At 55.4% G+C, this 18,420-nt stretch carries 20 protein-coding genes; 15 read left to right on the top strand and 5 right to left on the bottom strand.

Annotated elements, in window-relative coordinates; translation table 11 throughout:
- Positions 1 to 9 precede the first annotated feature (9 nt).
- Together ACGK9W_RS06380 and ACGK9W_RS06375 are read left to right on the top strand one after the other, a co-directional pair.
- Entirely contained in the window at positions 10 to 585 is a 576-nt protein-coding gene (locus tag ACGK9W_RS06380) for an ACP phosphodiesterase (RefSeq protein WP_008169716.1), read from the top strand.
- Complete coding sequence (locus ACGK9W_RS06375; protein WP_008169718.1) at positions 582 to 1,211, top strand: ATP-dependent zinc protease; 630 nt, start codon at positions 582 to 584, stop codon at positions 1,209 to 1,211. Before ACGK9W_RS06380 ends, ACGK9W_RS06375 begins: the two co-directional genes overlap by 4 nt.
- On the opposite strand, the gene ACGK9W_RS06370 is transcribed toward ACGK9W_RS06375, so the two are convergent.
- Positions 1,208 to 2,044: an ABC transporter substrate-binding protein gene (locus tag ACGK9W_RS06370; RefSeq protein ID WP_008169721.1), complete on the bottom strand. Its 837-nt coding sequence runs from the start codon at positions 2,042 to 2,044 to the stop codon at positions 1,208 to 1,210. The genes ACGK9W_RS06375 and ACGK9W_RS06370 overlap by 4 nt on opposite strands.
- 466 nt (positions 2,045 to 2,510) lie before the next feature.
- Here ACGK9W_RS06370 and ACGK9W_RS06365 point away from each other — a divergent pair, with 466 nt between their 5' ends.
- Positions 2,511 to 2,834, top strand: coding sequence for a flavodoxin domain-containing protein (locus tag ACGK9W_RS06365; protein WP_288944283.1), 324 nt, complete (start codon positions 2,511 to 2,513; stop codon positions 2,832 to 2,834).
- Positions 2,835 to 2,844: 10 nt separating this feature from the next.
- Here the strand turns inward: ACGK9W_RS06365 and ACGK9W_RS06360 are convergent, their stop codons facing one another.
- On the bottom strand, positions 2,845 to 5,817 hold the full coding sequence (locus tag ACGK9W_RS06360; RefSeq protein ID WP_405419755.1) for a Tn3 family transposase: 2,973 nt from the start codon (positions 5,815 to 5,817) through the stop codon (positions 2,845 to 2,847).
- 266 nt (positions 5,818 to 6,083) lie between these two features.
- Positions 6,084 to 6,548 carry an Hg(II)-responsive transcriptional regulator gene (gene merR, locus ACGK9W_RS06355; protein ID WP_194855907.1) on the bottom strand — a complete coding sequence of 155 codons (465 nt, stop codon included), beginning with the start codon at positions 6,546 to 6,548 and terminating at the stop codon, positions 6,084 to 6,086.
- A 73-nt stretch (positions 6,549 to 6,621) separates the two neighbouring features.
- Between merR and merT the strand changes: the two genes are divergently transcribed.
- From merT to ACGK9W_RS06310, 9 genes are all read left to right on the top strand, one after another.
- Positions 6,622 to 6,984: a mercuric ion transporter MerT gene (gene merT / locus ACGK9W_RS06350; RefSeq protein WP_194855908.1), complete on the top strand. Its 363-nt coding sequence runs from the start codon at positions 6,622 to 6,624 to the stop codon at positions 6,982 to 6,984.
- A gap of 37 nt (positions 6,985 to 7,021) precedes the next feature.
- Complete coding sequence (gene merP, locus ACGK9W_RS06345) at positions 7,022 to 7,297, top strand: mercury resistance system periplasmic binding protein MerP (protein WP_202348814.1); 276 nt, start codon at positions 7,022 to 7,024, stop codon at positions 7,295 to 7,297.
- A gap of 23 nt (positions 7,298 to 7,320) precedes the next feature.
- A complete protein-coding gene (gene merF, locus ACGK9W_RS06340; protein WP_202348815.1) occupies positions 7,321 to 7,569 on the top strand; it encodes a mercury resistance system transport protein MerF in 249 nt (82 codons plus the stop codon).
- The gene (merA, locus tag ACGK9W_RS06335) at positions 7,566 to 8,969 is read left to right on the top strand and encodes a mercury(II) reductase (RefSeq protein ID WP_202348816.1); all 1,404 of its coding nucleotides are present in this window, start codon (positions 7,566 to 7,568) and stop codon (positions 8,967 to 8,969) included. Before merF ends, merA begins: the two co-directional genes overlap by 4 nt.
- Before the next feature lie 11 nt (positions 8,970 to 8,980).
- Entirely contained in the window at positions 8,981 to 9,604 is a 624-nt protein-coding gene (gene merB / locus ACGK9W_RS06330) for an organomercurial lyase MerB (protein ID WP_202348817.1), read from the top strand.
- Position 9,605: 1 nt separating this feature from the next.
- Positions 9,606 to 10,037, top strand: coding sequence for a MerR family transcriptional regulator (locus ACGK9W_RS06325; RefSeq protein WP_202348818.1), 432 nt, complete (start codon positions 9,606 to 9,608; stop codon positions 10,035 to 10,037).
- Between the two features lie 98 nt (positions 10,038 to 10,135).
- Positions 10,136 to 10,858: a cytochrome c biogenesis CcdA family protein gene (locus ACGK9W_RS06320; protein ID WP_202348819.1), complete on the top strand. Its 723-nt coding sequence runs from the start codon at positions 10,136 to 10,138 to the stop codon at positions 10,856 to 10,858.
- Between the two features lie 671 nt (positions 10,859 to 11,529).
- Complete coding sequence (locus tag ACGK9W_RS06315) at positions 11,530 to 12,834, top strand: Glu/Leu/Phe/Val dehydrogenase (RefSeq protein WP_288944747.1); 1,305 nt, start codon at positions 11,530 to 11,532, stop codon at positions 12,832 to 12,834.
- A gap of 51 nt (positions 12,835 to 12,885) precedes the next feature.
- Complete coding sequence (locus ACGK9W_RS06310) at positions 12,886 to 13,251, top strand: group III truncated hemoglobin (protein WP_194855916.1); 366 nt, start codon at positions 12,886 to 12,888, stop codon at positions 13,249 to 13,251.
- A 337-nt stretch (positions 13,252 to 13,588) separates the two neighbouring features.
- Here the strand turns inward: ACGK9W_RS06310 and ACGK9W_RS06305 are convergent, their stop codons facing one another.
- Complete coding sequence (locus tag ACGK9W_RS06305; protein ID WP_405419745.1) at positions 13,589 to 14,578, bottom strand: site-specific integrase; 990 nt, start codon at positions 14,576 to 14,578, stop codon at positions 13,589 to 13,591.
- 195 nt (positions 14,579 to 14,773) lie between these two features.
- On the opposite strand from ACGK9W_RS06305, the gene ACGK9W_RS06300 reads away from it, so the two are divergent.
- Positions 14,774 to 15,829: a DNA-binding protein gene (locus tag ACGK9W_RS06300; protein WP_202348823.1), complete on the top strand. Its 1,056-nt coding sequence runs from the start codon at positions 14,774 to 14,776 to the stop codon at positions 15,827 to 15,829.
- A 150-nt stretch (positions 15,830 to 15,979) separates the two neighbouring features.
- Here the strand turns inward: ACGK9W_RS06300 and ACGK9W_RS06295 are convergent, their stop codons facing one another.
- Positions 15,980 to 16,648 (bottom strand): AAA family ATPase, encoded by a 669-nt coding sequence (locus ACGK9W_RS06295; protein WP_288367513.1) that lies wholly within the window; start codon positions 16,646 to 16,648, stop codon positions 15,980 to 15,982.
- 192 nt (positions 16,649 to 16,840) lie between these two features.
- On the opposite strand from ACGK9W_RS06295, the gene ACGK9W_RS06290 reads away from it, so the two are divergent.
- Both ACGK9W_RS06290 and ACGK9W_RS06285 read left to right on the top strand, forming a co-directional pair.
- Positions 16,841 to 17,740 (top strand): DNA replication terminus site-binding protein, encoded by a 900-nt coding sequence (locus tag ACGK9W_RS06290; RefSeq protein WP_058341907.1) that lies wholly within the window; start codon positions 16,841 to 16,843, stop codon positions 17,738 to 17,740.
- Positions 17,721 to 18,197 (top strand): hypothetical protein, encoded by a 477-nt coding sequence (locus ACGK9W_RS06285; protein WP_288367494.1) that lies wholly within the window; start codon positions 17,721 to 17,723, stop codon positions 18,195 to 18,197. The genes ACGK9W_RS06290 and ACGK9W_RS06285 overlap by 20 nt, the downstream gene beginning before the upstream one ends.
- The last annotated feature ends 223 nt before the right edge of the window (positions 18,198 to 18,420 follow it).

Below are 18,420 nucleotides of genomic sequence, written 5' to 3'. Positions count from 1 at the left end.
GGAGACTGTTTGAACCATCTGGCTCATGTATTTCTCGCGCCGGACTCACCTGAAGCTCGGGTGGGGAGCATCCTCGGTGACTTTACCCGGGGCGTCGATCTCTCGACGCTGCCGGACCCGGTGAAGCAGGGCGTCCGCCACCATCGGGCGGTCGACAGCTTCACCGACCAGCACCCCGACGTACTTGCCAGCAAACAGGTCTTCTCCCGTCAACGTCGTCGATTTGCCGGCGTTGCGCTCGATATTCTCTATGACCATTTTCTTCTCAAACACTGGGACCGGTTCAGTGAAATTGAGCAAGAGGCGTTTATTCGCGGTATATACAACGAGTTGCAGCAGAAAGAACATCTAATGCCGGAAAAAATGGCCAGAGTTACCCGAATGATGGTGTGGAACGACTGGTTCGGGGCCTACCAGGACCTTGAAAACATCGGGAAGGCACTGGACCGCGTTGCGGGGCGCATACGGTTCAGAAATGATTTCGCTGGCATGATCACGGAAATCCGCGCAAACCACGAAGAACTGGAGCACAATTTTTTATCATTTTTCCCGGATTTACAGGAATTTGCAGGAGGTATTGAATGAGGTTTGTTATTAGGGCGTTGTTGGCTATGGCATTGGTTTTTCCATCAGCGATGGCAGTTTCTGCGGAGGCCGATGCCAACAATAACCAGCAGCGACCGCCGGAAACCCTTGGCTATGTTGAATGGGTAGTCATGAAAGATACCAACCTGAGGCTTAAGGCGCGACTCGATACAGGCGCCAAAACGTCGTCTCTGCACGCGGTCAACATCGAGGGCTTTGAGCGCGACGGAGAGGAGTGGGTCAGTTTCCAGATTCCACTGGGTGACCACGAGGACCAGCCGACCGAGGGCGAACTGGACCATGACGACGTCATTCTGGAGTTCGAGCGGCCGGTCGAGCGAACAGTTCTGATTAAACGAAAAGGCGCGCCATCCCAGAAGCGATATGTGGTCATGATGGACTTCTGCATTGCCGGAACCACCCATACCACGCAGTTTTCACTGACAGACCGCGGCAAGTTCTCCTATCCGGCGCTGCTGGGTCGCCGATTCATGCGCGATGACAACATCCTGATTGATTCGGCAGACTCGTTTATGGCTGAAAAAGAGTGTGAGTACATAACGCTGGAAGAGCTGGCAAAGAGGCATGCCGAGAATGTGGTAGAGGAAACCGACACGGACTCTTAACCACAGGAACTGGGATCTTCATCCCAGTTCACCAGTTTTTCTTCCAGTATTGCGGCCGCCGCAGAGGAACTGTGGGCATTCAGGGCATTTTCAATAATCTCCTGATAGCGGCCGCTTTCACGCAGATTGGCCAATCCCCGATCAAATGTCCGCTTGAGGCGGCCCGCCTCCGGGTCGTCACGAGAAAACGGGAGATGGTAGAGAGCACTTCTAAGCGGCCTTGGATGGAACTCCAGCCGGGCTCCCGCTTCTGGCCCCAGGTGATGGGCAATCATCGCTTCACCAACCACCGGATCCATGGGAAAAAGATCGATCCGCTCAAGCAACAGCTTCCGGAAATTGGCAATGTCGGACGTGGTGACATCGGAACTTACCAGACCACTGTCGATAGCATCGCTGAGTGTCTGTCCGTAGCTGTAATCCTGCGTAAGTCCGACAGTCTTCCCACTGAGATCTGGCAATGCATCCCAATCGAATGGCATTTCCTGCCGATGATAAAACACATATTGATAGGGCAAAATTGGCGCGGAATAGAGAAACTCGCGTTTTCTTTCCGCCGTGCATGACCAGACCGCCGACGCCTGGTATTTCTTGGACTTCACCAGGGCCAGGGCTCGGGACCAGGGAAAGAAAGAAAACTCCACGCGTATGTCTTCGCTGTCAAAAGCCTCGCGAATAATCTGCGCCAGAAAACCACCGTGCGGACTTTCCTTATCCAGGTAGGGAGGCCACTGGCCGGTGGTGACTCGGATGATTTCCTGATTAGCTGCCGCAGGACTTATCGGCATCAGGGAGAATAACATGGAAAACAGAAACAGCCGGTACCACTTCATTAATGAACACCTGAAAGCCGGATAGGTGAGTTGGGTGCGCACAGAGTGTAACGACTGTATTGATGTGAGCTTGAGTGTTGCTATACTAGATTTAACATAATATACATTATACGCACTTTGATGCTGGGGATTGAATACTGTTTTGTGCGTTTGGTGGACGACCACAGTAAGTACTAAAACTTTTAACAGTAAGTGCTAAATTTCCACGGTGAGTACTACTAAGTCTAACTTTCTGATTTGCAGCGTTTTTGTCCATGCTGGCTCTGACCTCGTCAGCGCTGGAGGCGCCAAGCGCGAATCCCCAAAAACACATGAAACTGTAGTCGCCAAAACCAAGACGCTGTTTTTGAGAATACGCATGCTCAACCCCCTGTTGATCGCCAGTGTTCTGTTAAGAACGGTGCCCCGGTCTAAAAGGTTCAAATGGATATGGCTAAGCGCGAGATTCCACCCTATATTTGTAGCAATGACAGACCCATCCGACAGAGAAAAACGCTGTTTCCACAACGGTGAGCGCATTCTTCTGGCCTTTGCCAGCCAGACTGACACCGCAAAAGGCCTTGCAACACGGATCTATGAACACAACTCATCCATGTGCGATATGGTAAATCTGGCGGAGATTGAACCCGAGACGCTGGAGCAATACGGGCGCCACATTTTTATTGTCTCGACATTTGGTGAGGGAGAGGCGCCGACCGAGGCGCGTCCCTTTGCCCAGGCGCTCGACCAGTCGAGCATCAATCTGAGGGTCGGCAACGATTCTGACGAAATCCTCCAGAAAGTGCACTAACCTATTGGATTTAAATTATTTTTGTATTGTAGCTCATGGGTGAAACCTGCCGATCAAAATCAAGCGTATAATCGCCGATTCGATTGATATGGTCCGTGCGGTATGGGGCCAACCCTTTGAGAATATCGTGATCTATATGATGACCTTGATCCTTGAGAGCTTTAAGAGTCAACGTCATCGACTCCACATTGTGAAGAATGACCAGGTTGGCCACCAAATGGTTATATTTGATCACCTTCCGTTGCTCGTGGCGGATATTCTCGGCGATCACCCCCTCGCCGCCGAAGAATAGCCATTTCACGAACTGGTTGAATTCTTCCGTTTTGTTCGTTTCCGCATGAATGGTTCGCCGCAACTCCACGTTGCCAATGTAATCCAAAAGAAAGGTCGTCCGAACAACCCTCCCCAGTTCCCGGAAAGCAAAGTAGAGTTTGTTCTTGAGGCTTGCGGTACCCAAGCGCCGCAGTATCGTGGAGGGTGCGATCTTGCCAGCCTTGATCGATAGCGCCACCCGGAGCATGTCGGGTACATGTGTTTCAATCAGTTTCCAGTTGACGGTTTCGCTGAATAAGGCATTGATGTGCTCATACCGCTGGCGTTTATCGGGCTTGTAGAACACCAGTTGCTTCAGATTCCGGATTCGGGGCATGAGGTTGATACCCAGCAGATAAGCCAACCCGAAGACGGGCGCACTTTGCGCCTGGGTATCGCCATGCAGGGTGTCAGGCTGGATATTGGAGTCGTTTTTGATCAGCCCATCAAGGATATAAATGGCCTCATAAACGCCGCAAGGAATGAAGTGGCTGAACAGCGCGATGTATTTGTCCGAGACGTGGTAGTAGCCCACCCCGCCATAGCCACCGTACCGTATGTGGTATTCCGATAGCAGGTTCTGTTCGTACAGGTTCCATTTTGTGCCATCGGCGGCGGCCCGCTGGCCGGTTCCCCAGTGTCGCGGCAGCCGGTAGCGGTTGTAGGCATTGATAACCTGTACAATCGCCTGCTCCAGGCGCTCTTCGGTAACGTGCCGCAGGTTGAGCCAGGACACCTGCCGGCGATTAAGCGTCGTGATGGATCGCGCGGTCTGAGTTGGCCCGAGATTGCAGCCATAGCAAAATAAGGTCGAAACAAAGCGGGTACGGGGGTCGTCCAGCTTGCCCTCAAATCCGGAAAGTGGCCCAAAGCGTTTGTGGAGGCCCAGCCAGTTTTCGGCTTCCACCAGGATGTCGAGAATATTCTTTTCGGGCAAATTCTGGGATAACTGTTTATCAATCTCAGCTAACCCATCCGGAGGCGCTGGGCGACGGTGCTTCCGGATCACCAGCTCTTCACCATGGAAGACGGCGTATTCATTCTCCGGGAAGCCACGGTCAATGCGGTCGGCCGTTTCGCTCAACCGGGAGTGGGCTTGTGCCACCAAAGCGGCGGGGTCGGATTCGATATCAATCATCGCGCTGTAGTCCGCTATCTGGGCATCATAGACACTCCAATCCACCAGCTGATCGCGGTAGTCACTGTATTGGTCGCTGTTCGCGACCGCGAGATCGCCGGAAATCAGTTCACGCTTCACCTGTGTCAGTACGCCCAGCTCGAAATACTTCCGGTAGACCATGCCGGGCGGTAGCTGGCTTGGCCCCGCCCCCAATACCAAACGGCGCCAACGCTCCGGTAGCCAGGACACGTCGACGGGTTGAGTGCTGAGCACAAGGCATTCCTTACGGCTGTGCCGGTGCTTTTTCAGAGTCGCAATCGCCTCAATCAAGGATTGATCGTGGCTGGTTGCCGCCAGATCCAGTAGTTCAAGGCAATTGAATAACAGGGGGCGTAACGGGCGGTAGGGTTGCAGCATGAACGGGATGAAGTTATTGCCAGCATAGGCCATGTGTTCCTCACACTCGGCCAGTAATTCATCAGGATCACTCTGGATGGCAGCCGCCACTCGGGCACCTCGCTCAGAATCCGTTGGCGCTTCCTGGACGGCGGTCAGTACGTCACGCAGTTGAGCCACCAGCTTGTCCATGCGCTTCATATGATCCAGGTGATATTGGTTCAGGTTGGCTTCTGCCTTGGTCTTGATGTTGCGCATCTTGCGGACAAAGATGTCGACCGCATCGTCCATCGCGCGACGCAATTGGGCATGGACCAGCAGAACCATCAAGGCATAGCGTTTGGTGCTTTGCATGGCCTTGATGTTGGCCGCGCCCAGCGCTCGTGCTTCCAGTATGAAGTGGTGATACTTGCCGGCAGGAATGTGATCAACAGCGGGCAATCGTTGACACCAGCCCTGAAGCCATTCCAGATGCTGAAGATACTTCTTCACTTCTGTATTGGTCGGTTTTTTGGGTTCTTGTTTCAACATATGCCAACTGGTGTGAGGGGAATCGTCCGGCACGTGCAGCAACTGGTCAAATTCGTTTTTTTGATGCGCTGTCAAACCCGCATTGAGCGTCCGGAAGTAACTGGTATTAACAGTGCTGCGAGCCTGACGCGCGGACCTTTGCAGCGTTGAAAAACCCGGTAGCTCAAAACGTTGGCGCACCAGCTCTTCGATCACCACATTGATGATGTCCGCCAGGTCCTGCTTGGTGGTGGCCGCTTCACGCGCCAGTTCCCGTACAATTGCCTTGCCTTCAACGGTGAACGCCTTGATGTTCACCTGTTGACGAACCGTGTCCAACATCCGCTGACGGGCGCCGCCATTGCGGTCGTAGACCCTGAGCTGGCTCGCTGCGAGATGTGAAAGGTCGTCGCACGCCAGAATGTGCGTTGTAATGGATTGGGGAACGGCTATGAGGTGGACAAAGTAGCCCAGGCGCTGCACTGTTTTCAGGAGAATGAGCAGGGCGCCACGAGCAGCCGGAGTTCGACCGTGCTTTCGGGCAAAGGATCGTTCCTGGGCAGAGGGTGTATAAATTTCTGCCAGTTCTTGATCCGAGACCTCCGCCTTCAATCGCGGATAGGCGGTTTCATGGAGACTACTCATACGCAGTCCTTTGCTATGGGGTTCCAGTGAGAGGCGTTAACTCACAGTACGTTCGCTCTTGAAGGAGGCATTGCTTATAGTAGGCAGCAATTCGTCAAGACCAAAGGAACCGCCCCTTATTTCGTGAACGCCACGGTCCCGATCGTCGCTCGCTACGTGCTAATAGCGCCTCTGTTTGGGGCTGTTACCCAAAAACTTCCCCGCCGTACTCTGCTGGTCACACTGGACATTCTGAGGGCCTGCGTGGTTGCTATTCCGCCCTTTTGTCACTGAGGTTTGGCAGGGGTCCCACTCTGGCTAGGGTAGGTACTGACTTTTCGCCCAACTCCTTCATGTAATGACGCAATTAAGGGGCACGAGATATTGCCCTCGTAGGCGCAGCACCGATCAACCATGTCGCTCAGCAAAGCCTCAATTTGCTGTAGCTTTTCGAGCTTCCCACGTACGTCGTGCAACTTACGCTCCGCGAGAGTGCTGGCTTCCAGGCAGTGAGTACCATCATCCAATTGAAGCAAGTCGTGTATCTCATCGAGACTAAAGCCTAACTGCTGCGAGGTTTTCACAAAGCTCAACCTGCCAATATCGCTGGCACCGTAGCGCCGAATACCCCCGAGAGGACGCTGGGGCTCAGGTATTAACCCACGTCGCTGGTAGTAGCGGATGGTCTCAACTGAGACGTTCGTCGCCTTAGCCAACCCCCCGATGGTCAATGAGTTCATTTCATCCGACATTCACCTTGACTCCGTAGTTGACTACGGCTTTAAGCTTAACTTATCGAACAAGGCCATAAAAGGTGCAATCGCAATGTCAGAGTTGAATTCAGAGTCAAAATCCGGTCGCGGGTCGTTAATCGCAGGCGGGGTTGCAGCGCTGCTCGCGTCGGCCTGCTGTCTGGGTCCCCTGGTCCTGATCGCCCTAGGTGTTTCCGGTGCCTGGATCGGCAACCTGGCCGCCCTGGAGCCCTACCGTCCGTGGTTCATTGGTGCTGCGCTGGTGGCCATGGTGTTTGCCTGGCGCCGGATATACCGGCCCGCGCAGGACTGCGAACCGGGCGAAGTCTGCGCGGTACCGCAAGTGCGCACTGCTTATAAAGTCGTGTTCTGGATCGTTGCGCTGCTGATACTGACGGCGTTGGCGTTCCCTTTCGTCTTACCGCTGTTTTACTGAAACCTGATCCACCCTATTGACTGAGAGGCACTACACCATGAAAAAGTCCCTGATTGCTGCCGTACTGTTTACGCTGTTCAGCCTGCCTGCCCTGGCGGCGCAACAAACGGTGACCTTGTCCGTTCCAGGCATGACCTGTTCGGCCTGCCCGATTACGGTTAAAGCTGCCCTAAAGCGGGTCGACGGCGTGAGCGCTGTGGATGTCCGATATGAGGAACGTGATGCGACGGTTACCTTTGACGATGAGAAAACCTCCGTTGAGGCGCTGACTCAGGCCACCACCAACGCGGGTTATCCGTCCACCCTGAAATAAACCGGGACGACAAACGAGTAACCATGAAAGATCCCAAGACCCTGTTGCGAGCGAGTGCAATTGGCACGGTCGTGGTCGCGCTGTGCTGCTTCACGCCGATTCTGGTGGTTTTACTCGGATCCGTCGGTCTGGCCGCACTGACCGGCTACCTGGATTACGTGCTGTTGCCCACGCTCGCCATTTTTATCGGCCTGACCTGCTACGCCGTATGGCGCAAAAAGAAATACGACGCCTGCTGCGATAGCCCATCTACCAAGGAGTCACATGAATGAGTAACGACAACCTGCATATTGCTGTGATTGGCAGTGGCGGCGGAGCCATGGCCGCCGCTTTGAAGTCGGCGGAACGCGGAGCCCGGGTAACGCTGATCGAACGTGGCACCATCGGTGGCACTTGCGTCAATGTCGGCTGCGTGCCCTCGAAGATCATGATCCGCGCCGCTCACGTGGCCCATCTGCGCCGCACCAGTCCGTTCGACGAGGGCATTGCGGCGGTCGAGCCTTCTATTAACCGGCCCCGGTTGCTGTCCCAGCAGCAGGCCCGGGTTGATGAACTTCGTCACGCAAAATATGAGGGGATTCTCGAAGACAATCCGGCGATCACTGTCCTGCAGGGTGAGGCCCGTTTTACCGATGCCAATACGCTGACAGTGACGGGAGCCGACGGCACGGAACGCGAAGTACGCTTTGACAGAGCATTCATTGGTACCGGTGCGCGGCCTACCATCCCCCCGGTTCCGGGCCTGTCCGATACGCCGTACTGGACGTCCACCACGGCACTGGCCAGCGACACCATTCCAGACCGGCTGACTGTCATCGGGGCGTCCGTCGTGGCCGTGGAGCTGGCACAGGCGTTTGCCCGGCTGGGCAGCGAGGTGACCATCCTGGCGCGTAGCCGGCTGTTTTCCCGTGAAGACCCGGCTGTTGGCGAGGCCATTGAAACCGCGTTCCAGGCCGAGGGCATCAAGGTTCTGAATAACACGCAGGCGAGCCAGATCCGCTATACCAATGAGGAGTTCGTTCTCGCTACGAACGCGGGGGAACTGCGGGCCGATCGGCTGCTGGTGGCCGTGGGACGCACACCGAACACAGACAGACTGAACCTGGAGGCTATCGGCGTCGAGACTGCACGCGGGGCGATTTTAGTCGATGACTGTCTGCGTACCACCGTGCCCGACATCTATGCTGCTGGGGACTGCACCGACCAGCCGCAGTTCGTTTATGTCGCCGCTGCCGGTGGCAGTCGGGCAGCGGTCAATATGACCGGCGGCGATGCCCGCCTGGATCTCAGTGCCATGCCGGAGGTGGTCTTTACCGAGCCACAGATTGCGACCGTCGGTTTATCCGAAGCTGACGCCGAGGCAAGAGGCTACGTCACCGACAGCCGTACCCTGACCCTCGACAACGTGCCACGGGCCCTGGTCAACTTTGATACCGGAGGCTTCATTAAAATGGTCGCGGAACGGGAAAGTGGACGGCTACTGGGTGTGCAATCCGTCGCGGGTGAGGCCGGCGAACTGATCCAGACTGCGGTGATGGCGCTACGCGCCCGCATGACCGTCAACGAGATTGCCGATGAGCTGTTCCCGTACCTGACGATGGTTGAGGGTCTGAAGCTGTGCGCTCAAACCTTTACCAAGGATGTCAAACAACTATCCTGCTGCGCGGGATAAGGCAAGGCCCCATGAATGATGTGCGAGAAATCGTGAATCGGCTGGGCCTGACCAGAGAAGCGGAGGCCGCGCTTCATGTGGCGCTATTGCGTGAGCTGGTCCAGGGTCGTTCGGTCACTCTTGAGCGGCTTGCAGCGTCGCTCAACTGGACGACGGACCAGGTGGTGCAGGTGCTGGAACAGCTGCCTTGCGGAACCGTCGAGTATGACGGTCAGGGACGGCTGGTCGGCTCCGGCATCACCCTGCGTGAAACGCCGCATGCGTTTGTGGTAAACGATCAGCCGCTCTACACCTGGTGTGCACTCGACGCTTTGATGTTTCCCAGTGTCATTGGCGAACCCGCACAGGTTCGGTCGCGTTGTCCCCACACCCACAAGCCGGTCACCTTGACGGTCACGCCACAGGAGGTGCTTTCGCTTCAGCCAGAAGACGCGGTTCTCTCGCTGGTGTCCGTGGCCACGGAGGGCGACATTCGCAGTGCCTTCTGTTGCGATGTCCACTTTTTTGCTTCTCGATCTGCCGGGGAGGCGTGGTCCCGGGACAAACCGCACGCAAGCATTGTGGCTGTCCAGGAAGGTTTCGAACTGGGTCAGGGTATTGCCCGGCAATTGCTCGACAAAGCAGGGAGCGACTGACATGACGGTGAATACCCTAATAGCGGAACCTGACGTTGAACGCGGGCCGGAAACACAAAGCCAAGGCTATGTCATTTCCGAGGCGGCCCGTCGCTGTGGTCTGTCGGTGCCTCAGATTCGGACATACCTGGATATGCGACTGGTGCACGCCTGCGGAAAAACCTCGGGGGGCTTTCGCTTGTTTGATGACCGCTGTCTGGAACGGCTGAAGTTCATTGGGGCTTGTCGTGAGGCAGGCCTGGGGCTTCCGGAGATCGCCGAGTTTGTTCATTCGCTCGACAACGGGGATGAGCAGCAGTGCCGCACAGCAAAGCGGCAAATACAGGATACGATTGCCGTTAAGAGGGCGGCGCTGAATCGCTGTACCCAAGTGCTGACAAAGGCAGAGCGTGGAACCGGGAGATCTGAGAGTGGCGGTCCAGGGATTCGGTAACGGTGCCCTGGTGGCTATCACAGCCGTTATGCCAGCTCTTTTACCAGAGGAGTATCACCCGGCAGGAGTGCGCTACTGGCAAAATGCCAGGAGGCTAAATGCTTGATCTTCCAACCTGGGGAATTGCCGCGGCGTTTGCCGGTGGTCTCGTGTCGTTCTTCTCACCCTGCACTTTACCCTTGGTTCCCGGCTACCTGTCGGTCGTTACCGGAGGCGCTCTAACCGAGGCTTCGAATCGATTGAAGGCGTTCTGGTTGAGCCTGTGTTTTGTGATGGGGTTCAGTCTGATCTTTGTTGCCTTGGGGGCAAGCGCCAGTGTCCTCGGGCAATGGTTGATGGCTTATCGTGAAGAGGCCAACCGGGTAGCTGGCGTACTCATCGTGCTGATGGGGTTGTTTATGCTGGGCTGGTGGAGCCTGCCGGCTTTACAGAGGGACTGGCGTATTGGGCAGTCACTTGAAGGTGGGCGCCCCACTGCCTCATTTATGCTGGGCATAGCGTTTGCCATTGGCTGGACACCCTGCATAGGCCCCATACTCGGGGCCATATTGGCGCTCAGTGCCACACAGGCCAGTGCTGAAGCGGGCATGCTGTATCTTGCGGTTTATTCGCTGGGATTAGCTCTCCCCTTCCTCGCAACCGCTCTGTTCATTGAACACTTTCGCCAACGAGTACGCTGGCTAAGTCGCTGGAGTCGATGGCTGAGAGCGTTTGCAGGCCTGCTGCTCGTTGTCATGGGAGTGTTGGTGCTCACCGGCCAGATGACTCTATTCACGTCATGGATGTTGTCGATGTTTCCAGTTCTCGGAAAGCTTGGTTGAGTTACCGCAGCCAAACTATAGGGAATGGTTCATGGATTTATTCTCAAACACTGCATATGAACAGGCTTCATGAACAGAAGAAGCAGCCTCGCCAGTTAACGCATTGTTTTTAATTGGTGCGTAGCTCAGCACATTTGATGAACTGAAGACACAGCGCATAAGTTAAACGTCACGCACTGTATCTGTTCGTGTCAGTCTTCGATTACCTCTTGACTCTTTTGCCCAACACCTTCATGCAATGACTGAATTAGAGGACAAGAGATGCGGATGGTTTCGACTGGGACGTTAGCCGCCTTGGCCAGGCTCCAGATGGTAAATGAATTCGCTTCCTCCGACATTTGCCTTGACTCCGTAGTTGACTACGGCTTTAAGGTTAGTCTATCGAACAAGTTCATAAAAGGTGCTATTGCAATATGAGCTGTTTCCGTACCTGACGGTGGTTGAGGATCTGAAGCTGTGTGCTCAAACCTTTACCAAGGATGTCAAAAAACTATCCCGCTGCGCGGGATAGGCAAGGCAGCCGGGAATGGCTTGCGCGACAGCATGAAGCGGCTGAATCTGAACGGATAACTGAATGCTACAGCCATTTTGCCGGTTTTCGAAACGAGCACCACTTATCAAGTCAGAATTGAAAGCATAGTAACTTTCCCTATCGAGACATTGAGGTAACCATGAGCAGCAATACCCATCACTTACTCGAAGATGCCCAATCCCGAATGGCTGACATTTACGAGTGGCTGGAGGTGGCGGACGATAGTCGCCACCGCCTGGGGCAACCTAAACGCATCCATCAGGCCAGTTTATCGGTGCGCATGGATGATGGCTCGCTGCGTGTCTTTCCCGCCTGGCGCGTGCAGTACGACGATACCCGCGGACCCACCAAGGGTGGCATTCGCTTCCACCCCGATGTCACCGAGGATGAGGTCGCGACACTGAGTTTCTGGATGACGTTGAAGTGTGCTGCGGTCGACCTGCCGTTTGGTGGTGCCAAAGGGGGTATCTGTGTCGATCCGAAGACCCTCTCCCGTATGGAGTTGGAGCGATTGTCCCGTAGCTATATCCGTGCTTTTCACGATGTAATTGGTCCCGAACGCGATATTCCGGCCCCCGACGTCAACACTAACGCCATTGTCATGGGCTGGATGGTGGACGAATACGCCCAGATCGAACGTCGGCACGTGCCTGGAGTTATTACCGGTAAACCCCTGGGACTGGGAGGCTCCATCGGCCGTGAGGAAGCCACTGGTGCAGGCGCGTTGCAGGTGTTGGACCTGTGGGTAAAACGGCAGCACCAGGAACCGGGAGATCTGAGAGTGGCTGTCCAGGGATTCGGTAACGCTGGCCAGCATTTTGCGCGCCTGGCGCACCATGCCGGTTACAATATTGTCGCGTTGTCCGACTCCCGGGGCGCCATCTACAGTGAAGAGGGATTGAACCCTGGGCCCATCCTGCGTCACAAGAACCGTACCCGTGAACTCAAGGGCATGGTCTATTGCGACGATTCCGTGTGTGACGCCGCGCAGACGCAGCCCCTTAATGGCGATGAGTTGCTGGAACTGGACGTCGATGTTCTGGTGTTGGCCGCGCTGGAAAACCAGATAACGGACGCCAACGCGGACCGGGTCCGGGCCAGGGCGATCATGGAGATCGCGAATGGCCCCATCAGCACCGGCGGTGACCGCGTCCTGCAGGATCGTAATATCCCCGTGATTCCTGACATCATCGCCAATGCCGGCGGCGTGATAGTCAGCCATCTGGAATGGGTTCAGAACCGGATGGGCGATTACTGGTCAGGCGAAGCCGTGGAAAAGCAACTCAGGCAGCGTCTTGAGCGTGAAGCGAATGCCTGTTTCAACCTGGCGGAGGAGAAAGCCATACCCTTACGCACAGCCGCCTATATCCAGGGTGTCGGGCGGATTGTGGATGCCATGGCACAACAGGGCACCCAGGGCTATTTCAATGATCATCACGGGTAAAGTGCAAAACAACCGTGGCGATCATCTCTTGATTGCTGGAGTGTCCTCCGCATGCGTGAACTGAACTCGCCCGATGCCATAACCGAACTCGTCGATGCCTTCTATGGAAAAGTCTTGGCTGACGACGTACTGGCGCCGGTGTTCCAGGGCATCGATCTGCCCCGCCACAAACCAAAGATTTACGCCTACTGGCGGAAGATGTTGCTCGGCGAGCATGACGCGTACCGACGTAATATGATCGCCCGGCACCAGGCGCTCCATAGCCGGCACTCCTTGCAGCATCAGCACTTTCAAAGATGGTTAGCGCTGTTTCTCGACACCGTGGACGAGCGCTTCAGCGGAACCATCGCCGATCGGGCCAGACGCCTCGCGCCTATGATCACCACCAACCTGCAAAAAACCCTGCTGAGAACCTGACTATTAGTATTTTTGGGTATCCGGTTGTTGAGTGTCTGGAGTATCTGGTTGATTTCGAGGGTTGGCAGACAAACGTGGAAAATCCGCCACATGCCATCCAACCCTAATTCTCACAAAGCGTGGGCCGAAGTCGATGTTTGCGAGCTCATTGGCATCAGAGGTGAGCCGGTTCGCAGCTAATCTGGGCCCAACCGGGTGCCCGTTCTCACCCAATGTGGTCCCACTGCTCGGGGTAATTGCGGGCCCGACAGATTAGCTTTGTGAGCCACTACAGATACCTGTCCATCGTGCTCTGAGTGCTTCCGGGCAGCGTAGCCAGCCGCGACCACGCTAACCATTAGTCGGTGTCCCGGATCAACCTGGCGACTTTGGTCAGTAGAGTGCTTGCGGCGTTGTCCGTAAATTGCTGCCCTTCCTCGATGTAGCCCCGCACCGTTCCGTCATGCTTCCAGCCGCCCTGGCGCTTGATCTGCGCAAAGTCGACCTTCTCCCGCGCGGCGGCGGTGGATAGACCGCGCCGGAAGCTGTGACTGCTCAGGGTCGGCACGAAGTCCAGGCCGCAGGTTCCCCCGAGCGCCTTCAGGATACGGTTCACCGACCCGCCTGAGAGGGCGTGGGGTTGCAACCGATCCCAGCGGTTGACGGCTCGAAAGACGGGGCCTTCATGAATATCGGCATGCTGTAGCCAGTTTTCGAGGGCACTGACCGGGCAGACCGGTCCGTTGCCCCGAGGCAGGGCCCGCTTCAGGCCTTCACCGTGAGGGTCTGTTTTGGAGCGTGGCAGAGTCACCACCAGTCCTTCCGGCTCCCACGACAAGTGCTTCACCTCAATCGTCACCAATTCACTGCGGCGAAACGCCCCAAAAAAACCGACCTGCAGCAGGGCCCAGTCGCGATGCTTCTTGAGCGAGTCAGGCTGCTGCTGGAGCGTTTGCAGGAAGGCCGCAATGTGTTCGAGGCGCAGCGCCCGGGCTTGCCGTTTCGGCCGGCCATGGGCGCGACGAATCCCTTCCAATGTTTTGCGCACGCCAGGGTCCCTAGCGGGATCACGCAATCCCTGAGTCTGGTGCCAGCGCCCCAGGGCTGTCAGGTAGACATCCAGCGTGCGAGGATTAAGCGCGGCGGCCTGATCGGACAGGTAGGCCGCCAGGGTCGCCGGCTGTGTCGGGAGGCGTCCGCCCCAGCGCTCAATGCTGCGAATGGCCGCACGGTAGGTCCGGCGCGTGTTGTCGGTGGTGGCCATGTGGATGTACCGATTAGCCGAATCGGCCAACACGGTCTTGTCCGCATTACGTAATGGGGACCTGGCGGTGGGTTTTGGATCCATGACCGCTCCAATTCGAGGCGTGCTTTCAAGAGCCGCTGATGTACCGGCGTTACAGGGGCAGGATAGAACAGACCACACACTAACGCACGTTAATGCTCTTTAACGTGCGTTATGTTTCTTAAATTAACTTTGTTAATTATCTCATAAATAACGTAATATTACATATCACGTTATATGAAAAAAATGAGGCATGTCATGGCCCGCGCCGGAATTACCTACCAGGATGTCGCCAACGCTGCGCAACGCGTCCGCCAACGCGGTGACGAGCCTACTGTCGACCGGGTGCGATCGGAACTCGGTACCGGCAGTCGCAGCACGCTTGGGCCAATGCTGAAACGTTGGAAAACAGGCAGCGAAGCCGCAGCGCATCTGAACGGACTCCCGGCTGACTTGGTGGCCGCCGTGAAAGCCCTGCATGAGCGAGCTCAATACGCGGCCGATGAACGTATTACGCAGGAGCGCGAAGCGCACCAGACGCTGGAACAGCAATGGCGCACCGAGCTGGAAGAGGTGCGGCAGCGGTGCGAGTCACTGGAAGAGCAACGCTGCGGACTGGAGAAGGCCAATGAAGCGCTTCGCAACGAAAGCGATGCCCAGGCCCACGCTCTGCAACAGGAACAGCACCGGGCGGCCTCACTCACGTCCAAACTGGAGGCAAGTCAGGAGAAACTCAGTGAGACCACTGCAACCGTCCAAGAGATGAAGCAGGAAAACCGCGATATCCGCAGCCATTTCGAGCACTACCAGCAGGAGATTGCCGAGGATCGCCGTCATGAACGGGATCAGTTTCACAGGACCCAGTCAGGACTGGAGGGTCAGGTGGATCAGCTGACGCAGCAGCTCCGTTCCAGCGAACAGGACCGCGACACGCTGAGACAACATCGCGACCAAATAAACCAGCGCTATGAGGCCAGTCAGGATCACGCTGAAAACTTGAAAGAAAAGTTGCACGCGAGCCAGGCCGTCATAACACAATGGGCAACGCGAACAGAAACGCTGGAAGCGACAGTCGACCGCCTCCAGCTGGAGCGAGATAGCGACGCCGAACACCGGGAGAAGCTTGGTGCGGCCCTAACGGATTCTGAAAAACATCTCGCGGCCTGCCAGCAGCGGATCTCCGACCTCAGAGAGCGCGTGGCGGCGGTTGACGACCGAAACCAGTTCCTCAACGATCAGAATCGCGAATTACTGCAGGAAAAAGCTGTCCTCCAGGGTCAGTTGAAACAACTACAAACAAGCCTGGCTAAATAGCCCGCTATTGTCTCGGCCTGATCATCCCTGAGAGTTGCGAGTAATGCCAATCGCGCAAGGAGAAGTTAGATGTCTACAGTGATCTTTAGCAGGCTGCGATAGTTTAGGGTTTGTAAAACAGATGGTTAACGGGCTTTTTGGAGGATTTCGTCAGAATCGTTGCCGTTCCTGCAATTCCGCTAACGTCAATCCCCGAACGGCTTGCGTGCGTTCCATGAGCGCTGTGAGTTGCTGACGGGTGTGAGCCAGAGCTACAACAGAGAGACCTTTGGCGCTCAAGGAGGCCGCAAGAGTTGTGATGAGGTAAGTCTTACCCACGCCGGCAAAGCCTTGAATGGCCATGGGTTCGTCCGGCTCGGCCTCGATGGCTCGAATCAAACGGTCGTGCTCAGTCGACAGTGACACATTCCGCTGCAGACCTAGGATGTTACGTTTGATGAACACCTGGTTGAACTCTTTCGAGCAACCGTAACGCCATCGGTTTTTTTGTTCCAGGTAACTTTTGTTGGCAACGTCCGAGACTGACATGAGAAAGAACATGTCGCTGTTGCCCGGAGCCAGGTCAGAAAAGTGCTCCACTCGATCCTGTACCAGGTCCTCAATTTCTGATCTGGCCTCTTGAGAATCACCAATCAGCTGGAGGCTTTCCGCAAGGAGACGTTCACTCGCAGGGCCATTAAAGGGTTTTGATGAGTTGGCCAGTTTAAACAGGGTAAACAAACCCGCCAGCTCAGCATTGGTTAAGCCGGAGAGTCTTGTCCGGTCTTTATCCATCTCTTGTAACGTCTCAAGGCTTAGTGGGATCGCAAGTTTCGTCATGGTGTCCAATTCGTGAGTTCAGGCAATCTCAAGGATCTTTTGCTTAGGTGCAACCAAGATACCGTCAGAGTCTGGTATTGGCTAATGAAGAGATTCGTCTGCAGGAATATATGGTATAATAAATCAGGTCTTTGATTTTGTTTGTGTTCACATAGTGTCCGTGCCGTACTCTGATATTGGGAGATCCAAAACATGTTGAACTCTGATGTTGGCGATGTCCCTGTCCCGCGTGACTTGATCGAGGAGCTTTCGACTGCTTATCAATCCCTCGTCGATCATTGTGAGGGGCTAAAGAAGCTATCAGAAGCGGATCATGCCAGAAATTTTGAAGTGTATATCCCAACTTTTGGCGCCACTGAAAAACAGCGCTATACCGCGGATGCGCGCAGAGCTGCGATTATAGATGCGGTTGGGCTGACCATTGACGATACTCACAACAGGAAATACGAAGCGGGCATTATTTGTGCTTCAGATGCGACAGTGTCGGCGGTCGAGCAGCTAAATGCAGCTAAAAGTCACTTCAAGGAAACTGTTCTGAAAATCCGGAACCTTTCCCTTGAGAAGCGCGGGGTATCACGAGAAACGGTGCTAAAGAACGCTCTGAAAAGTGCCGGAATTCAGACGCTTGATCTGCGGGAGTGTTACCGACAGATCCGGATCATGCCTCGTAATTTGGATTCAATCTCCTGGACCTGGGCAACCAGTCACGCCCGGATCCAGAAACTCAGCTTTGATGAGGCCATGGCGCTTGCCGAAGGACTCAGGGATCGCGATGTGGAGTTGGCAGACACCGCCGTAGATGTCCTGAGGCGAAAATGTTCACCCGATCAGCCTTTGGTCCGCCGAATCACTCTGCCGAATCAATTGCGAGCAAACTACGCCTATCGCGAGGCGGGCAAGGTCCTCCGGAAGAGTTGCCCGATTTCGGGAGTAGTTATTGCACAGCAGGAGACTCTCCCGAGGTTGGCTTGGCGTGAAAATCCAGCATTTCGTAATGAGGTTCCAGTTCGACTCCAGCGCGAATCCAAGATAGAGCCAGAACCTGTCATTCAAGCATTGAGCATTCATCGCTATGTCGACGGTCAAGCCTGAACACCCTGCTCTCCAGGCAAAGGTACGCTGTTTCGGTTCAAAGGCGGCTCTCACTGCAGAGGCGACCTACATCACCCAAGAGGGTGGCGTGCCGCTGGCTGCACTGAATTTGGAAGTCGCACCACGCCAAGGTGAACGCGTTGAATGGAAGAGGAAGATTGTTCTCCAATTGGGCGAGGACGACCTACCACTTCTTTGTTGTGTGTGTCTGGGCTATCTACCCAAGGCCGAGTTTAAGAGGCCAACAAAGGGGATAACGATTGAGCGCCAGCCCGGCAGGATTTACCTGACTGCAAGCCAAGGATCAGGCACCGGATACGCCCTACCCCTGCCCATTTCACAAAGTTTTCGGCTTGGCGCACTGGCTCTCGCACAATTAAAGAAACAGTCCGTTTGTGACGACGAGCAATTGGTATTGGCAGCGCTAAGAGGGGCGGCAGCACTGTATAAAGGTTAGGTAGAATGCCACCTGCAGCTCTCTTGGGGCTTGACTCACCCGCCAGAGATCGCGGACTCGGCGGTTTGGTATGTGGAAAGGAGCTCCAGCCCTGCCTGAGAGCACCGCCAGACTTCATACCCCTTATGCTGATGACGGACTGGCAGCGAGAGCATTCATTTTATGAATGGAACCAAAATCTCACTACAGGCCCGTTATCCAAAACTTTGAACGCTCGTTCGGG

This window comes from Marinobacter flavimaris (genome assembly GCF_045057155.1).
GTDB classification, from domain to species: Bacteria; Pseudomonadota; Gammaproteobacteria; order Pseudomonadales; family Oleiphilaceae; genus Marinobacter; species Marinobacter manganoxydans.
The sequence above is the reverse complement of the archived record's forward strand: the minus strand, read 5'-3'. Positions and strand labels throughout refer to the sequence as shown.

Excerpts from the sequence above, each read along its gene's own strand:
- ACGK9W_RS06360 (WP_405419755.1), bottom strand. The coding sequence starts at position 5,817 with ATGAGTAGTCTCCATGAAACCGCCTATCCGCGATTGAAGGCGGAGGTC.
- ACGK9W_RS06305 (WP_405419745.1), bottom strand. The coding sequence starts at position 14,578 with ATGGATCCAAAACCCACCGCCAGGTCCCCATTACGTAATGCGGACAAG.
- ACGK9W_RS06300 (WP_202348823.1), top strand. The coding sequence starts at position 14,774 with ATGGCCCGCGCCGGAATTACCTACCAGGATGTCGCCAACGCTGCGCAA.
- ACGK9W_RS06320 (WP_202348819.1), top strand. The coding sequence starts at position 10,136 with ATGCTTGATCTTCCAACCTGGGGAATTGCCGCGGCGTTTGCCGGTGGT.
- ACGK9W_RS06370 (WP_008169721.1), bottom strand. The coding sequence starts at position 2,044 with ATGAAGTGGTACCGGCTGTTTCTGTTTTCCATGTTATTCTCCCTGATG.
- ACGK9W_RS06295 (WP_288367513.1), bottom strand. The coding sequence starts at position 16,648 with ATGACGAAACTTGCGATCCCACTAAGCCTTGAGACGTTACAAGAGATG.
- ACGK9W_RS06290 (WP_058341907.1), top strand. The coding sequence starts at position 16,841 with ATGTTGAACTCTGATGTTGGCGATGTCCCTGTCCCGCGTGACTTGATC.
- ACGK9W_RS06365 (WP_288944283.1), top strand. The coding sequence starts at position 2,511 with ATGACAGACCCATCCGACAGAGAAAAACGCTGTTTCCACAACGGTGAG.
- ACGK9W_RS06325 (WP_202348818.1), top strand. The coding sequence starts at position 9,606 with ATGACGGTGAATACCCTAATAGCGGAACCTGACGTTGAACGCGGGCCG.
- ACGK9W_RS06375 (WP_008169718.1), top strand. The coding sequence starts at position 582 with ATGAGGTTTGTTATTAGGGCGTTGTTGGCTATGGCATTGGTTTTTCCA.
- merP (WP_202348814.1), top strand. The coding sequence starts at position 7,022 with ATGAAAAAGTCCCTGATTGCTGCCGTACTGTTTACGCTGTTCAGCCTG.
- merF (WP_202348815.1), top strand. The coding sequence starts at position 7,321 with ATGAAAGATCCCAAGACCCTGTTGCGAGCGAGTGCAATTGGCACGGTC.
- merR (WP_194855907.1), bottom strand. The coding sequence starts at position 6,548 with ATGTCGGATGAAATGAACTCATTGACCATCGGGGGGTTGGCTAAGGCG.
- ACGK9W_RS06310 (WP_194855916.1), top strand. The coding sequence starts at position 12,886 with ATGCGTGAACTGAACTCGCCCGATGCCATAACCGAACTCGTCGATGCC.
- merA (WP_202348816.1), top strand. The coding sequence starts at position 7,566 with ATGAGTAACGACAACCTGCATATTGCTGTGATTGGCAGTGGCGGCGGA.
- merB (WP_202348817.1), top strand. The coding sequence starts at position 8,981 with ATGAATGATGTGCGAGAAATCGTGAATCGGCTGGGCCTGACCAGAGAA.
- ACGK9W_RS06315 (WP_288944747.1), top strand. The coding sequence starts at position 11,530 with ATGAGCAGCAATACCCATCACTTACTCGAAGATGCCCAATCCCGAATG.
- merT (WP_194855908.1), top strand. The coding sequence starts at position 6,622 with ATGTCAGAGTTGAATTCAGAGTCAAAATCCGGTCGCGGGTCGTTAATC.
- ACGK9W_RS06285 (WP_288367494.1), top strand. The coding sequence starts at position 17,721 with ATGTCGACGGTCAAGCCTGAACACCCTGCTCTCCAGGCAAAGGTACGC.